The organism is Pseudonocardia sp. TMWB2A (assembly GCF_017312135.1).
In genome coordinates this window covers 1,108,164-1,124,501 of the sequence record NZ_QKQY01000001.1, presented here as the reverse complement: position 1 = coordinate 1,124,501, position 16,338 = coordinate 1,108,164, and the positions used below count along the sequence as shown (strand labels likewise).

Sequence of the window (16,338 nt, the reverse complement as noted above, 5' to 3'; positions counted from 1 at the left end):
CTAAGCGCTTAAGGGAAGGCCTCTTTATTTGATCAATGTTCGCAATAGGATGCTGAACTGGCTGTTGGGGTTCATCGCGCCTTTGGGGTTCACACGAACATGGCGGATGGCGGGGTCGGTGCCCTCAGCGCCTGCTACCGGCACATAATTCCAGTTGGTGCCATCGGTTGAAAAGGAGACATCGTCGGTGGTGCTGGCAAGACTGGTATAGGTACAGGTCAAGCCGGACGTGCCGACAGTCCATCTTACCGGCAAGGTGCATTGACCCACGGCCGCGACGCACAAATTAATCTGGGACGGCAAAGCATCGGTAACGATGACGCTGTTGGAATCGGCCGTCGTCGCGGGACTCTTCACATCGATAGTATAATCGATATATGCGCCGGGGATCATTTTTGGGTTGGTCGTCAGATTGGCCGGATCCCACACCGGTGCCGATGTTTTGGTGACCGTCAACGGGCCGACAAAGGCATTATTATAGGTACAGGTTGTCGCGGTATTATTATTGGGGATCGTTATCGAACGCCCCGTCGCCCCGCTGGCAAGCGTTGCGCCGCCGGTACAGGCGACAGTTGTATTATAAAGCGCCGCAGTTGCCCCGCCGCTATAGCTTTCCGCCGGAAGGGTGATGGTTTCGCCCTGATAGACGGTTACAGCCGTTCCGGTGGTCGCGGTAGGGGCCGTCGAAGTGAAGGTCGCATTATTATTAATCGCGCCGGTTGTGGTCGCACTCGCTTGATGGCCCGCTGTGCCGTTCGTCCAGCTTTTGGCAAGTCGCACCGTGGAGGTCAGGCAATCGGCGGTGGTAATCGCAAAATCATCCCAGATTGCGGTGTCATAATCGGTGGGTTTGGCATTGGTCGCATAGAGCAAGACACGGAAATAATAGCTTGTGTTGTTTTGCAACAAGAAGCGCGACGAGGCGGGAACGTTGAGGGTATAAGGCTGATACACACCGGACGTATTGAACGGCGTGGTTTGGTCCGCAAGGATTGTCTGTGCTGTCGCGAAGGTCGGGTCGGTCGAGATCAATATAGTGAAAGTGAACGGATAGCCGTTGACCCACTGCGTCTCATTGTTCACGCCATAGCGGATCTGATACAGTGCTTTATTTACAGGCGCGGTGCCGGTTCTTACCATATAGTCCACATAATCGCCCGCGCCCAAGGCGGCGGCGGCATTTTGTGTATCCACCAAGCGCGCAACCCCTGCGGTGTTGGAAGGAATATAGGTGATACCAGGGCCGGGCAAAGCCGAGCTATAGGTTATAAAGTCGGTCTTCGCGCCTTCATCCGCATTCATATTGTTCGGTGGCCAGTTATGGTTCCAACCAGCCTGCAATGTCTGGTTCGTGTTCATCAGGTTTGCGGCAGGGCAGGTTTTGACGCCTGTTAAGGAGCCCGGTGTTCTGGGCGCAGGTGCGGGCCCGGTATTGGTGAAGGTACACGTAACCGCCGAATTTGGCATCGTCATCGTGCGCGAAAGCCCATTGCCGCTTGTCGAAACTGTCGATCCGTCACTGTCGCGTTTACAGTCGAATGTGGTGGTATAATTGACTGCCGAACCGACGATGAAGTTTTCCGAGAGCGTGATTGTGGTTCCTGCGGTTCCCGACGCAGTAGCTTTTACCGCATATTCGTCGGGAGCGCCGGCTTGGGACGTTGCTGAAGTTGCACTAGTGCCGCCAGTTATGGTCAAGTTCACCCTATTATTGGGCGTCGCATTCATCCACCTTTTTATCAAGGTTATGCCCGATTGCGGCATTGGGTTGAGCGTAACGGCATAATCTTCGACTTCGCCGCTGTCGGCAAGACCCGTCGGGGATTGGACTTGCGCCGCAGTATAACCCAAGCGAAAGCGTGCAAAGCTTGCCCCTGCAACATAATTTGCGCCTGTCGGAATGGTCCAGGTCAAGTTGGCGCTGGTGGCACCACTTGCCGGAGATGCGCAAGCGCGCTCGTTCACATTGTCAAATGTTCCGCCGCGGTTGAAATCAATCCAGCCGCACAATGTCGCATTTTTGCTAAGACCTGAAACGGGAACGGTAATGGTCAATGGTCCCGAGCCTGGATTGACTGCCGGAAGAGAAGTGAACGCATTATCCGTATCGCCCGTTGCCGACGTACCGGCTTTCGGGCTTGAGGCAGGAGCGGCTGTGATAAAGCTGGTGGTCAGATCGGCCGTGACTGCACCGCCAGTGCCCAGCGCCAAATCGCTCAGCACATGGCCAGCCGCGGAGCCTTGGTCATAGCCGGACGGGGCGTCACCAAAATCCTGATCCACGGAAATTTGGAAACGATAACCGTCATTTAAATATCTTGGCGCGTAACGGGTCCCACTAGAAGCGTCGTATCGCATATTAAGTCTGATTGCATAAGTCTTTAGCGTGGCATTGGTTGTCACAGAGCCACATGCTGCCGGAGGCGATGTTGACCCGCAATTTGACGAGGCGCCGCTGTTACTGGCGCGCGCGAGTTCGCCTGAGACGAGCGCCAAATTGACCGACGAACCGGTGATGCCGTTAAATCCCGAAAAAGTGTGGCTTGCAGACGCGTACCAGCCATCAGCGACGCCACCCAAACCCGAAAAATGGAAGGTCGGATTGCGCACGGGATGATTGAAGTCCACCGTGATCGTACCACATGGGCGGATTTGATTGGCGGACGTTGTGCTGGTTACACCACAGGTTCCGTTAGGATATCCGGCTGCTGGCAATGTATTGGTCGCGCCGCCGAGCCCGTTGGTGCTTACCGCCAGCGCGCCGATTGTTATGGGGAAATTGGTGCCCGGACCATGCATGGCTGGAGTAGATCCGGTTTCGGAAAGCGACTTGGTTGGTGATCGCGGCTGGAATTCTGGCGGACCCGATAAGGTTACGGTGATCTGAACCCCGGACGGTGTTGTATTAGTGGCGGTTTGCGTGTCAGGTTGCGTCCAAGCGGAGTTTGTTGTTTCACTTGCATGAAGCGGTGCTGTGCCGACCAAGCTTGCCACACCGGCTGCCAAGAATATGTAAAGTTTATGGTAGCGAGGGAAAGACATTCTTAAAAAAAACTCAACATTACCTAGGCCGAAAGGCAAGGCCTTTCTTCAACACCCGAGGTTTCCAAAAAACTGGCTTGAAATATATGCTATTCCATTAATGGTTTAGGGTTAAAGAAGGATAAATATAGCGATAAACCCGATGTGAGCGGGGTTGAGTTTACAAAATTTTTCCTCGATGTGGTTTTTATGAGTGCGCTATCGCCATCCATACCGCCGTCGCGGCAATCGCGGCGGTTTCGGCGCGCAGGATGAATTGGCCGAGGGAGACCGGCACGGTTTGCGGGAGCGCGCGGATGAGGTCGCGCTCTTCTTCTGTAAAGCCGCCCTCCGGCCCGATCAGGAACGCGCCGGGACCGCTATGGCTCGTGACCGCTTCCGCGACAGGCGCCCCGCCTTCTGCCCGCGCATTTTCGTCGGCGAAAAACAGATGGCGCCCTTCGGGGAAATTCTGCAAAAAGGCTTTAAGTTGCTGTATTTCCTGAAATATAGGAAGGCTGTTGCGTCCGCATTGTTCGGCGGCCTCGACCATATGCGCGGTCATCCGGTCGGGGTTGACCTTGTCCACCACCGACCGCCTTGTCAGCAGCGGGTGGATTTCCCCCACTCCCAATTCGGTCGCTTTTTCCACCAGCCATTCCATCCGCGCTTTTTTGATGGGCGCAACGCACAACCAAAAATCGGGCACGCGATCCGGCGCTGCCGACCGGCGCTCCACCAAAAGCAAAGCGTCGCGTTTCCGCGCTTCTTCGACCCTTGCCAGCCATTCGCCGCTGGTCCCGTCGAACAATAAAACCGCGTCACCGGCCTTCAACCGCATAACGTGCAGCAGATAATGGGCGGCATTGCCGTCAACCGGCACCGCCGCGCCTTCGGACAAAGGCGTCGATACATAAAGGCGCGGTGCGCTTTCGGGTGGCCATGCGGGCGTTGCGGGCATAATAGAGGCGCTATGACTGATCGCGCCGCCTCTGAAAAGAGCCCAAATATCGACGCCGCCAATATCACCCCCGACACCGAAATGCGCGGGGTTATGGGGATGCTGCCCTCCGGCTTGCGCCCCTATGCGGCGCTTGCCCGTTTTGACCGCCCGATTGGCTGGTGGCTCCTTTATTGGCCGTGCGTGTGGGGATTGGCGCTGGCGGGCGGATTGCCGGAGCATTGGCCGCTTCTCTTATGGTTCCTGCTCGGCGCGATCGCGATGCGCAGCGCGGGCTGTGTCTATAATGACATTGTCGACCGCGATTTGGACGCAAAAGTCGAACGCACCCGCAGCCGCCCTTTGGCAAGCGGCGCGGTGTCGTTGAAAGCGGCATGGGGCTGGTTGCTCTTGCTGTGCGTGGTGGGGCTCATCGTGTGGTTCCAGATCAATATGACCGCCAAGCTGGTGGCGCTGGGGAGCCTCGCGCTGGTGGCTGCCTATCCCTTCATGAAGCGCATCACCTGGTGGCCGCAAGCTTGGCTCGGCCTTGTGTTCAGTTGGGGTGCGCTGGTCGGCTGGGCCGCGATTGAAGCGCGGGTGCCGGTTGCGGGTTTGCTGCTTTATGCAGGCGCGATCTTCTGGGTCATCGGCTATGATACGATTTACGCGTTGCAAGACCGGGAAGATGACGCATTGGTCGGCATCAAATCAAGTGCGCTCAGGATGGGCAATCATGTGCGCGGCGGGGTGGCCTTGCTCTATGCAATAGCCTTGGCGCTATGGTGCGCGGCGATCTGGCAGGTGCGCCCGCAGCCCGCCGCTTTGCTCGCATTGCTACCGATGGCGCTGCATCTTCTATGGCAAGTTGCGACCCTCAAGCCCGACAATGGCGACGATGCCCTCGCCAAATTCCGCTCCAACCGCTTCGCCGGATTGCTGGCGGCGGCGGGGTTCTTTGTGGTGGGGGCCGCCGGATAGGGTTAACCCGCCAATAAGCCACTCTAGTGCTCCCGCGCAGGCGGGCGCCTAGGGCGGTGTAGTGTGCGGCTTACGATAACGACGCATCGTGCGCGCCCGCTCTGGACCCCCGCCTGCGCGGGGGCACAGGTTGAGGACAGGCGTGCTAATTTTGCATTGGTTAGCCGCAAGAAATGCTTTGCCGCCTTTTCCTGCACCCGGCACTGGCAATCGCGCGCCGCCGCCCTATCTCCACTTTACCCCCAACGCAGGAGAGCCACCATGTCGAACCCCGATGACTATACACCGCCTAAAGTCTGGGCGTGGCACAAAGCGAGCGGCGGTACTTTTGCCAATATCAACCGCCCGATTGCAGGGCCGACCCATGCAAAGGAACTGCCCGTGGGCAAGCATCCCTTGCAGCTATATTCGCAAGGCACCCCCAACGGGCAGAAGGTCACCATCCTGCTCGAAGAATTGCTCGCCAGCGGCCATAAAGGCGCAGAATATGATGCGTGGCTCATCAATATCAGCGACGGCGACCAGTTCGGCAGCGGCTTTGTTGACGTCAACCCGAACAGCAAAATCCCCGCTTTGCTGGACCGCAGTGGTGCAGAACCTGTCCGTCTGTTTGAATCCGGCTCTATCCTCCTCTACCTCGCCGAAAAATTCGGCGCGTTCCTGCCGACCGAACTCCCGGCGCGTACCGAAGTGATGAACTGGCTCTTCTGGCAAATGGGCTCGGCTCCGATGCTCGGCGGCGGTTTCGGCCATTTCTTCGCCTATGCGCCGTGGAAAATGGAATATCCGATCAACCGCTATGCGATGGAGGTAAAGCGCCAATTGGACGTTCTCGACCGCAATCTGGCGGAGCGCCGCTATGTTGCGGGCGATGATTATAGCATTGCCGATATGGCGATCTGGCCTTGGTATGGCGCGCTGGTTGTGGGCGACAGCTATGAAAATGCCGCCGAATTCCTCGATGTGGCAAGCTATACCAATGTCCGGCGTTGGCAAAAAGACATCGCCGCCCGCCCCGCCGTCCAGCGCGGCCGCATCGTCAACCGCACGCGCGGGGATTTGTCAGAACAACTCCACGAACGCCATGACGCCAACGATTTCGACCTGCGCACGGCCGATAAGGCGGCGAATTAAACCTTAAAGCGGGCAGGGATTTTGGTCTAGCGACGCTGTCAATCAACGCACCCGCTGCCCGCCCTTCCACATGGCGGTGACGCGGCCTTGGACGGGGAGGCCGTCGAAGGGGGTGTTGCCGGCGGTCGCCGCCATTTTGTCGCTATCGACTTTCCAGGGGGCGCCATCATCGACGAGGATGAGGTCGGCCTCTTGGCCCACTTGCAACGTACCCGCCTCGACCCCCAAAATCCGCGCCGGATTGGCGGCGAGCAGGGCGAACAGCCGTTGATGGTCGATATGGCCATCGCGCACGAGGTTGAGGCTTAGGGCCAGCAACGTCTCTGCGCCCGCCATGCCGGGCGCGGCATCGGCGAAGGGGAGGCGCTTATCCTCCGGCCCGCGCGGATCATGGCCCGACGCGATCACGTCAATCGTCCCGTCGGCAATCGCGGCGAGGCAGGCTTGGCGGTCCTGTTCATGGCGCAAGGGCGGTTGCAGCCGCGCAAAGGTGCGGAAATCGGTGACTTCGCGGTCGGACAGGAAAAGATGCGCAGGCGTAATGCCGCACGTCACCGGAAGGCCGCGCGCTTTGGCGGCGCGGATAAGGTTCAATGCCTTGGCCGTCGTCACCTGCCGGAAATGGAGCGGCGCACCGCTTTCTTCGACAAGCGCGAGGTCGCGCGCAACCGCCATCGCTTCGGCAATGGCAGGCGCGGAGGCGAGGCCCAGCCGCGTCGCCGTTTCGCCATCGGTTGCGACCGCATTATGGGTGAGGCCTTCATCTTCGGCATGGGTGATGACGGTGAGGCTCAATGCCTTGGCATAGGTCAACACGCGCAGCATCGTGCCGCTGTCGGCAATGCGGCTGCGGCCCGTCGCGATCGCGCGCGCGCCTGATGCCTGCATCCGCCCGACTTCGGCCAATTCCTTGCCTTCCAGCCCGCGTGTAGCGGCGGCGAGGGGGTGGACCCATAAGTCAGGCTTGCCCGCTTTGGCGGCGCGTTCGATGAGGCCCGGATCGTCGAGCGGGCGCGACTGGTCGGGCATGAGTGCGGCGCGCGTGATGCCGCCGAAATGGAAGGCGGGCTTGTCGGTGGCGAACACGCCAAGGTCGATAATGCCCGGCGCAAGCCACTGGCCGCGCCCGTCGATGCTTTCAACCTCGCCATCGGGGCGGGTGGCTGTCAAACGGCCATTGACCGCATAAATTTCGGCAGGTTCACCGTCTATGCGGCGGATATTGGTGAAGTGGAGCGGAACTGTCTGTCTCATTGCCAGCCCTCCACGCCGCGCCGTTTGCGGGTTAGCACATCAAGGCAAGCCATGCGGACAGCGACCCCCATTTCAACCTGTTCCGTGACAGCGGAGCGCTCCGGATCATCGGCGATGCTGCTCACGATTTCGACGCCGCGGTTCATCGGGCCGGGGTGCATGACCAGCGCGTCAGGCTTGGCCTTTTCGAGCCGCTGCGGGGTCAGGCCATAGAGCATATGATATTCGCGCGGGGAGGGGATGAACGCCCCGTCCATCCGCTCATTCTGGAGTCGCAGCATCATCACCACATCGGCATCCTTTATCCCCGCATCCATATCGGTAAAGGGCGTCGCGCCCATCAATTCAATATCCTTGGGGATCAGCGTCGGTGGCCCGACCACGCGGACCTGCGCGCCCAAAGTCGAGAGCGCGATGATGTTCGACCGTGCGACGCGGCTGTGCAAAATATCCCCGCAAATCGCAACAATCTGCCCTTCAATATGGCCCTTGCGGCGGCGGATGGTGAGCGCGTCGAGCAGCGCCTGTGTCGGATGCTCGTGCCGCCCGTCGCCTGCGTTGAGAACCGGACAATCGACCTTGTCCGCGATAAGCTGCACCGCGCCGGAACTGGCATGGCGGATCACAATCGCGTCGGCGCGCATCGCGTTCAAGGTCATCGCGGTGTCGATTAACGTCTCGCCCTTTTTGACGCTTGATTGCGCGGCGTGCATATTGACGACATCCGCGCCGAGCCGCTTGCCTGCAATTTCAAACGACAAGAGCGTGCGCGTCGAATTTTCGAAAAACGCATTGATGATGGTGAGGCCATGCAGCCGGTCATCGCGCTTTTCGATCTGCTTGCGGTTCATTTCGACCCAATGTTCGGCTTCATCGAGCAGGAAACGTATCTCCCACGGCTGCAATTTGGCCATGCCGGTCAAATGGCGATGCGGAAAAGCCGCCGACCCTTCGGGGTAGGGGCTGGACGAGGGAGAATTTGGCGATGTCATTAAAGGGCAGCGTTTAGGCGCGTCGGCGAGTCTACTCAAGGTGAATCTGTGGGGGGGTGCGTGACGCCCCATCACGTCATTGCGAGCGGCACCGCCGCGCGGCAATCCGGTGTTGCGCAGTGCGTCTCTGGATTGCTTCGTCACTTCGTTTTTCGCGTTGACGGGGTAGTGGGATTGGCAGCGTTTATGAGGAGCGGCGGGTATATTCAAGGGGCGTCTGTTGGGATAAAGATCCTCCCCGAGCTTGCTCGGGGAGGGGGACCGTTCGCCGAAGGCGAATGGTGGAGGGGTGCGCGCAGCGCGCTCCATGTTGTAAGAATAGCGCATCCGCTCGCTGGCGCTCGCAACCCCTCCGTCATTTGCTGGCGCAAATGCCACCTCCCCAAGACGAGCTTGGGGAGGAGCTTTTCGCCTTCAAACATTCACCAACGCATCAATCGCGGCTTGCAAAATATGGGCAGCCGCCAGTGCATCGACCCGTTCGGCGCGTTTGGCGCGGCTTAGGTCGGCTTCGACCATCAGCCGTTCGACTGCGACCGTGGAGAGGCGTTCGTCCCATAGGAGAATAGGGAGGCCGGTGTCGGCCATGTTGCGGGCGAAGGCGCGGGTTGATTGGGTACGCGGGCTGTCGCTGCCGTCCATATTGAGCGGCAGACCGATGACAAGGCCCTTGACCGATTGCGCGGCAATCATGTCGGTTAGCGCCGCCTTATCCACGCTGAATTTCTTGCGTGCGATGGTGTGGGCGGGCGAGGCAAAGCTCCACCCCGCATCGCACAGCGCGGTGCCGATGGTCTTGGTGCCAACGTCTAAGCCGAGCAAGCGCCCGCCATCGGGGAGCGCCGCGCGGAAGGCGGCTGCGTCCGCTACAGAGCCCATAAATCCGGCTCCATCAGTCCGCGACCGGCAGCGCCGGATTGCGGCGCTGTTTAGCGGGCGGCGGCGCGGCTTTGCCGTCAAAGGCCGACAGGCGGCGCAGTACATCTTCGCGCGCAGCAATCCAGAAGAGCGGATAATCATAGACATGGTAATTATTGCCCGGCAGCACATACGGCCCCATTTTCGGCGGATCGCCGATAAGGAGGATGCCGCGCTCGTCACAGCGCGCCGGAACCGCGCCGGGGCGGATGCTGCCATCAAGGAAATCGGCGGTCGGCACCAACGTGCCGGGATTTTGCGCCGCCGTGCTACTGCTATTGGGCGTGCCATTGACCGGATTGATGCACAGCATCGGGCTGGTGCCGCGCGGGGTGCCATTGAGGCCGAGCGACTTGGCATAGACGTCCAGCACCATGCCGGGGTCGGCAGGCTCGGCATAGCTTGACCAACTGACGATACAGTTGCTCGCTTCCGCCGTGCCACAGGCGGGGAGGCCCATCATTGGCAAATCATGTTCCAGCGAAATCGGCCAGCCGACAATATAGGCCGCGGCAATGCGCTTGGCGATGGGGCGGCCCGCGACCTTCTCTTTGAGAAGGCGCAGCAGATGGAGCGAGCCTTGGCTGTGGCCGGCAAGGATGATCGGGCTATTGTCGGGGACTTCACTCAAAAACTGGTCGAACGCGGTTGCGACATCCTGATAGGCGGCATCAATCGCCTTGGTCGCATCCTCGCTGTCGGTCAGAAACGCGCCAATCGCGGCTTGGCGATAGCGCGGTGCCCAGATTTTGCCCGCCATGTTGAACACGCTCGCTTCGCCGCGCACAAAGATACGCGCGCGTTCATTGGTGGTCTGGTCATCAAGCGAAGCGTTCCAGCCATCCTTGGTGATGAGGCTGGTCGGGTGGACAAAGAAGATCGACGCATTGCCGCGCATCGTCGCTTCGTCCGCCGCGCTGCCGGGGGCAGGGGGCTGGGCGGCTTCGGCGCTGTCATCGGTCGCGGGGGGTGTCGCTGCATTGGCCGCAGCCTCGCCCGGCACGCTGCCTGCCGCCGGAGCCGCGGGCGTTGCGGTTAATGGAGCGGGCCGCCACAAGGCAGGGTCATTCTTCCCCTCCATTTTGGGGTGCGCGATCCACATATCGAGATTGGCATAGCTGTTCGCCGGAACCGGCGCTTGCGCTACAAAAGGTTCGGTCGGCACAAAAGCGGTGCGCATGAACCAGTCTGTCTTGAGTTGGAATGCAATCACCACGCCAAGCACGGCAAAGATGATGAAGGCGACAAGATAAAGAAATTTGCGAGCCAAGGGCGGTGGGTTCCCGTGCATATGAATTTATGGTGCAGACCGCTTCTTACCCTTGCACCGGCTTCGGGTGCAATGCACAATAGTTTGAGCAAATTCAAAAGCGCATCAGGGCGCTATGGATGAGCGCACTTTTGATGAAGATTATGGCGAGGGGTGAAGAGATGGCCGAAAGCGGTAGGACGGCGGCAACCATGCGCTTTGATGCGGACGACCGGCCTTGGCCGTTGCGCCCGTGGATCATGGCGGCCATTTGTGCGGTTGCCGCGCTTTTATTCCATTATCTCGTCGATTTTGACCGTAGCTACGTGAATGGCGAATGGATCGCGCCCCCGCAATGGGGCGTGGCCAATGGCGACCTTACCCCTTTCCGTCAGGCGCTGGCCGTGTTTGTCGGCGTTGCGACCTTGGCCTTTGTGCTGACGGTCGAATTGCGTCGCTGGTGGTGGAGCCTTGTTTTCGCGCTCGGATGGGCGCTGGTGATTGCCTGTGTCGGCTATTATACTGCGGGCTATAATCTCGGCGGAGAGATTGTCGAATTTCCGTTTATGAGCGGCGTATTTGCGATTCTGCTGGCCGCGCCCCTGTTCCAGGCCGCGCGCGATATGGGGGCGCGCACATTCCCTTATGCGCGCACCCACAACCATATCTGGAATGATGCGGTAATCGGTGCAGCGTCGCTCGCCTTTACCGGCCTTTCTTTCCTGCTGGTCAATTTGCTCGCCGAACTGTTCGCGCTGGTCGGCATGGATTTCCTGCGCAACCTGTTGAACGATGAATGGTTCGGCTGGATGATTGCAGGGCTTGCGTTCGGGGCCGCCGTGGGCGTGCTACGTGAACGCGATGCGCTGGTGTCCACGATGCAGCGGCTGGTGATGGTCATCCTGTCGGTATTGGCCCCTGTTCTGGCGGTCGGGCTGGTCTTGTTCCTTGTGTCACTGCCCTTCACAGGTTTACAAAAATTATGGGACACAACCGGCGCGACAACCCCGATTTTGCTCGGCTGTGCGGCGGGCGCGTTCATCCTTGCCAATGCCGTGATCGGCAACGGGCGGGAAGAGCGCGCGACCAATAAGCTGCTGCAATGGGCGGCGCTTGCGCTCGCTGTCTGCATCCTGCCGCTCGCGATTATCGCGGCGATTTCGATGGGGTTGCGCATCGAACAATATGGCTGGACGCCTTCGCGCATCTGGGGGATGCTCGTCGTAGGAATTGCGGTCGGCTATGGTCTATCTTATCTGTGGGCGGTCATTAAGGGCCGCAAGGATTGGGACGATCTTGCGCGCATGTGGAATTTGCGCGGCGCGATTGCGCTGGTCGGGATTGCCGTGTTCTTGGCGCTACCGATCCTCGATTTCGGCAGCATTTCGGCCAAGGACCAGATGGCGCGGTTCAAGAAGGGTATCACGTCTGCGCATAAATTCGACTATCAGGCAATGGCGTTCGATTTTGGTCCCAAGGGGCGCGAAATGCTCGCAACGCTTGCCAAATCGGACAAGCCCGACATTGCCCGCAATGCAGACGAGGCTTTGAAGGCGGAGGATCGTTGGTCACTCCGCGATCTTTCCGGCATTAACGAGCGCGACGATAAGGCGCTGGAAGAGCGGTTGGTGATTGAAGACCCTGCGTTCCTTGCCGCTGACAAGGCAGCGGTGCTGGCGCGCTTGCGTGGCACGCACACCTGTCGCGTCGGGCCTTGCACCATCAAACCGCTCGGCAAGAATAGCTGGGTGATTTTCGGAAAAGTAGAAAAACAAAAGCCGTTGCGGCTTTCGCTTCTGCAAAAAAGGCAGGGCAAGGATGAGGTCATTTGGGACATAGAGTCGATATCGCTGCCAATTAACGAGGCGTCCTCGGCCGATGATGTAGTAAAGGCGTTTAATCCCTTGACGGTCAAACCTGACAGCAAGGTGGAGCTTGTTCCCGTCGAGCGTTACCGTGTTGTCGTCGATGGGATGCAAACCGAAACCTATGTCGACCCGCAACAATGATGGGCTGCCTGATGGCCTTATGCTTGAAACATGGCGGGGTGACTGCTAGCGGCGACAATTCAAATTCATATGGTCAACCGATAAGCGATTATCACGGGACAACAGGAAAAATATGTCGGTAGATAGAGACACCGTCGTCAAAATTGCGAAACTCGCGCGCATTGCCGCGAGTGATGCCGAAATTGACGCGCTGGTACCCGAACTTAACAATATCCTCGGCTGGGTCGAGCAATTGGGCGAGGTCGATGTCACCGGCGTCGAGCCGATGACGGCGGTTATCCCCAACCAATTGCGTCTGCGCGACGATATAGTGAATGCCGACCCGCTCACCGGCGGCGATATTCGCGACAAGGTTCTGGCCAATGCCCCCGCGCCGGAACATGGTTTCTTTGGCGTGCCCAAGGTGATTGAGTGATCACGGGTTACTATAAACCGCTAGCCCTGAGCTTGTCGAAGGGCGTGTATGACCGAAAAATGTGCTTCGACAGGCTCAGCACTACGGAAGAAAAAATATGACCAACCTCACTGACTTAGGCGTAGCCGCCATCCGCGACGGGGTCGCCAAGGGCGATTTTTCGGCGCGCGAAGTGGCCGAAGCCTTTAACGCTGCCGTCGCCAGTGCCGACGCGCTTAACGCCTTCATCGTCAAGACGCCTGAAAAGGCTTTGGAAGCCGCCGACGCCATCGACGCCAAGCGCGCGCGGGGCGAGGCGCTTGGCACATTGGGCGGCGTGCCGATTGGCATGAAGGATTTGTTCGCGACCAATGGCACCCAAACCACTGCCGCAAGCCATATCCTCGAAGGCTTTATCCCGCCTTATGAATCGACCGTCAGCCAGAAATTATGGGATGCGGGCGCGGGGATGCTGGGCAAATTGAACCTTGACCAGTTCGCGATGGGATCGGCCAATGAGACCAGCTATTTCGGCAATGTGATTTCGCCTTGGCGGCGTCCCGATGACACAGCACCTCTCGCGCCGGGTGGCTCGTCGGGTGGTAGCTCGGCAGCGATTGCCGCGCGGCTTTGTCCGGCGGCAACCGGCACCGATACCGGTGGCTCGATCCGCCAGCCTGCGGCCTTCACCGGCATTAGCGGCATCAAGCCGACCTATGGCCGCTGCTCGCGCTGGGGCGTGGTGGCGTTCGCTTCCAGCCTTGACCAAGCAGGGCCGATGGCGCGCGATGTGCGCGACTGCGCGATCATGCTCGAAGCGATGGCCGGATTTGACGCCAAGGACGCAACCAGCCTCGACCTCGATGTGCCCGCATGGGAAAAGTCGCTGTCGGCGGATTTGAAGGGCAAGCGCATCGGCATCCCGCGCGAATATCGCGTCGATGGCATGGATGACGATGTCGTGCGCGTTTATGAAGCGGGCATCCAGTGGCTCAAGGATGCCGGCGCGGAAATCGTCGATATTTCGCTGCCGCACAGCCAATATGCGCTGCCTGCTTATTATATCATCGCTCCCGCCGAAGCTTCGTCCAACCTCGCGCGCTATGACGGCGTGCGCTATGGCCTGCGCGATTTGCCGCAAGGCGCGAATTTGCAGGAAATGTATGCCGCGACCCGCGCCGAAGGGTTCGGGCCGGAAGTCAAACGCCGCATCATGATCGGCACCTATGTGCTGTCGGCGGGTTTCTATGACGCTTATTATACGCAGGCGCAAAAGGTCCGCACGCTGATTGCGCGCGATTTTGAAGAGGCGTTCCAAAAATGCGATGTGATCCTCGCGCCGACCGCACCGAGCGCCGCTTTCGGCCTTGGCGAAAAAAGCGCGGACCCGCTGGCCATGTATCTGAACGATGTGTTCGCGGTGCCCGCCAGCCTTGCAGGCCTCCCCGCCATGTCGGTGCCGGGCGGTTTGAACAAGGATGGCCTCCCGCTAGGCTTGCAAATCATCGGCCCTGCATTGGATGAACAAGCCGTGCTGAACGCAGGCCTCGCCATCGAAGAGCGCGCAGGCTTTACCGCGCGTCCGGAGAAATGGTGGTGAGTTTAGACCTGATCATCCTTGCCGGATCGGCCCTCATGGCCATCGGTATTGCGGTGATCAACGCCTATGGCAAAAAACATCATATCGGCGAAGCGCGCTTTGATGGCGAGACGGGCAAGCAGATAGTGGATGAGGAAGACGGGCGCTAACAACAAGGCGCTAAAAAGATAAAGCAAGGTGCTCCCGCGCAGGCGGGGGCCCAGAGCAGGGCAAGCGCACCCGCGCACTGGGTCCCCGTCTTCACGGGGACACGCAAGGAAATGACGAATGGCCGCGCAGCCGCGCACTGGGTCCCCGTCTACACGGGGACACATAAGGGAATGAAGAATGACTGACACAGCGTATCGCGTAAAAGGAAAAACCGGGGATTGGGAGGTTGTGATCGGCCTTGAGGTCCATGCGCAGATTACCACCAATGCCAAGCTGTTTTCGGGCGCGGCGACCGCGTTCGGTGCGGAACCTAATACGCAGGTGAGCCTTATTGATGCCGCGATGCCGGGGATGCTCCCTGTGCCGAACAAGGAGTGTATCCGCCAAGCGGTGCGCACGGGTATGGCTTTGGGCGCGCAGATTAACGCTTGGTCGCGCTTTGACCGCAAAAATTATTTCTACGCCGATTTGCCGCAAGGCTACCAGATTTCGCAGCTATATCACCCGCTGGTAGGGGAGGGCGTTCTCACCATTGATGCGGACGAGAAGGCCGGACTCCCTGCGGCGAAAGACATTGGCATCGAGCGTATCCATGTCGAGCAGGATGCAGGCAAGCTCATGCACGACCAGCATCCGACCATGTCCTATGTCGATTTGAACCGCTCCGGCGTTGCGCTGATGGAGATTGTGTCCAAGCCCGATATGCGCTCGCCCGCCGAAGCGGGGGCTTATCTCGCCAAGCTGCGCTCGATCCTGCGCTATGTCGGCTCGTGCGATGGCAATATGGATCAAGGGTCGATGCGCGCTGACGTCAATGTTTCGGTGCGCAAGCCCGGCGACGAATTTGGCACCCGCACCGAAACCAAGAATGTGAACTCGATCCGTTTCGTCATGCAGGCGATCGAAAGCGAAGTGAAGCGCCAGATCGAGGTCATCGAAGAGGGCGGCGCGATTGTGCAGGAAACGCGCCTGTTCAATCCCGACACCGGCAAAACCCGCGCGATGCGGTCGAAGGAAGACGCACATGATTATCGCTACTTTCCCGACCCCGACCTGTTGCCGCTAGAGTTGGACGATGCGTTTCTTACCGAATGTCAGGCGAGCCTCCCCGAACTTCCCGACGCCAAGCGCGCGCGTTATGAAGCCTTGGGCATTAGTGCTTACAACGCCAATGTGTTGACCGCAGAGGTGGAAAGCGCGCTGTGGTTCGACAATCTGCTGGATAAGGGCGTCAAGGCTCCGGCGGCGGCCAATTGGGTGACGTCCGAACTGTTCGGCGCGCTCAACAAACGCGGTGAAGGTTTTGAAAATTCGCCGGTGTCATCCGATCAGGCCGCAGAATTGCTCGCACTGGTCGACGATGGCACAATTTCGGGCAGCATCGCCAAGAAAGTGTTCGAGATCATGCTCGAAACCGGCGATGGCGCCGGTGCGATTGTCGAGCGCGAGGGCCTCAAACAAACTTCCGACACCGGCGCGATCGAAGCGGTCATCACCCAAATCCTCGCGGATAATGCGGACAAGGTTGAACAATATAATGGCGGCAAGGAAGCCCTGTTCGGCTTCTTTGTGGGGCAAACGATGAAAGCTATGCAAGGCAAGGCCAACCCGCAAGTGGTCAATGAATTGCTCAAGAAAGCGTTGGGGTAAAGCAAAAGGCATCACCGGCTTTCTGTGTGAAGCCGGTGATTACTCG

Annotated in this window: 13 protein-coding genes; 7 read left to right on the top strand and 6 right to left on the bottom strand. The window is 59.3% G+C overall.

Translation table 11 applies throughout. The features are described from left to right. Positions 1–24: 24 nt before the first annotated feature. Entirely contained in the window at positions 25–2,994 is a 2,970-nt protein-coding gene (locus DMP17_RS05205; protein WP_337828000.1) for a GEVED domain-containing protein, read from the bottom strand. Positions 2,995–3,229: 235 nt separating this feature from the next. Continuing rightward, positions 3,230–3,982, bottom strand: a complete 753-nt coding sequence (locus tag DMP17_RS05200; RefSeq protein WP_337827999.1) for a 16S rRNA (uracil(1498)-N(3))-methyltransferase — start codon at positions 3,980–3,982, stop codon at positions 3,230–3,232. A gap of 12 nt (positions 3,983–3,994) precedes the next feature. Between DMP17_RS05200 and ubiA the strand changes: the two genes are divergently transcribed. Further along, positions 3,995–4,942: a 4-hydroxybenzoate octaprenyltransferase gene (gene ubiA / locus DMP17_RS05195; RefSeq protein ID WP_337827998.1), complete on the top strand. Its 948-nt coding sequence runs from the start codon at positions 3,995–3,997 to the stop codon at positions 4,940–4,942. 261 nt (positions 4,943–5,203) lie between these two features. Then, positions 5,204–6,076 carry a glutathione-dependent disulfide-bond oxidoreductase gene (gene yghU / locus DMP17_RS05190; RefSeq protein WP_337827997.1) on the top strand — a complete coding sequence of 291 codons (873 nt, stop codon included), beginning with the start codon at positions 5,204–5,206 and terminating at the stop codon, positions 6,074–6,076. Positions 6,077–6,118: 42 nt separating this feature from the next. On the opposite strand, the gene DMP17_RS05185 is transcribed toward yghU, so the two are convergent. The 4 genes from DMP17_RS05185 to DMP17_RS05170 form a co-directional block, all read right to left on the bottom strand. Beyond that, positions 6,119–7,330 (bottom strand): dihydroorotase, encoded by a 1,212-nt coding sequence (locus DMP17_RS05185; protein ID WP_337827996.1) that lies wholly within the window; start codon positions 7,328–7,330, stop codon positions 6,119–6,121. Next, positions 7,327–8,322, bottom strand: coding sequence for an aspartate carbamoyltransferase catalytic subunit (locus tag DMP17_RS05180; RefSeq protein ID WP_443217872.1), 996 nt, complete (start codon positions 8,320–8,322; stop codon positions 7,327–7,329). The genes DMP17_RS05185 and DMP17_RS05180 overlap by 4 nt, the downstream gene beginning before the upstream one ends. A 414-nt stretch (positions 8,323–8,736) precedes the next feature. Further along, positions 8,737–9,201: a Holliday junction resolvase RuvX gene (gene ruvX, locus DMP17_RS05175; protein WP_337827994.1), complete on the bottom strand. Its 465-nt coding sequence runs from the start codon at positions 9,199–9,201 to the stop codon at positions 8,737–8,739. A 13-nt stretch (positions 9,202–9,214) separates the two neighbouring features. Further along, positions 9,215–10,510, bottom strand: coding sequence for a DUF3089 domain-containing protein (locus tag DMP17_RS05170; RefSeq protein WP_337827993.1), 1,296 nt, complete (start codon positions 10,508–10,510; stop codon positions 9,215–9,217). Between the two features lie 119 nt (positions 10,511–10,629). Between DMP17_RS05170 and DMP17_RS05165 the strand changes: the two genes are divergently transcribed. The 5 genes from DMP17_RS05165 to gatB all read left to right on the top strand — a co-directional run bounded on the left by DMP17_RS05165 (position 10,630) and on the right by gatB (position 16,292). Then, a complete protein-coding gene (locus tag DMP17_RS05165; RefSeq protein WP_337827992.1) occupies positions 10,630–12,498 on the top strand; it encodes a DUF4153 domain-containing protein in 1,869 nt (622 codons plus the stop codon). A gap of 112 nt (positions 12,499–12,610) precedes the next feature. Further along, positions 12,611–12,913, top strand: a complete 303-nt coding sequence (gene gatC / locus DMP17_RS05160) for an Asp-tRNA(Asn)/Glu-tRNA(Gln) amidotransferase subunit GatC (protein WP_337827991.1) — start codon at positions 12,611–12,613, stop codon at positions 12,911–12,913. A 97-nt stretch (positions 12,914–13,010) separates the two neighbouring features. Beyond that, a complete protein-coding gene (gene gatA, locus DMP17_RS05155) occupies positions 13,011–14,492 on the top strand; it encodes an Asp-tRNA(Asn)/Glu-tRNA(Gln) amidotransferase subunit GatA (RefSeq protein WP_337827990.1) in 1,482 nt (493 codons plus the stop codon). Further along, positions 14,489–14,641, top strand: coding sequence for a hypothetical protein (locus tag DMP17_RS05150; RefSeq protein ID WP_337827989.1), 153 nt, complete (start codon positions 14,489–14,491; stop codon positions 14,639–14,641). The genes gatA and DMP17_RS05150 overlap by 4 nt, the downstream gene beginning before the upstream one ends. A 178-nt stretch (positions 14,642–14,819) precedes the next feature. Beyond that, positions 14,820–16,292 carry an Asp-tRNA(Asn)/Glu-tRNA(Gln) amidotransferase subunit GatB gene (gene gatB, locus DMP17_RS05145; RefSeq protein ID WP_337827988.1) on the top strand — a complete coding sequence of 491 codons (1,473 nt, stop codon included), beginning with the start codon at positions 14,820–14,822 and terminating at the stop codon, positions 16,290–16,292. Positions 16,293–16,338 lie beyond the last annotated feature (46 nt).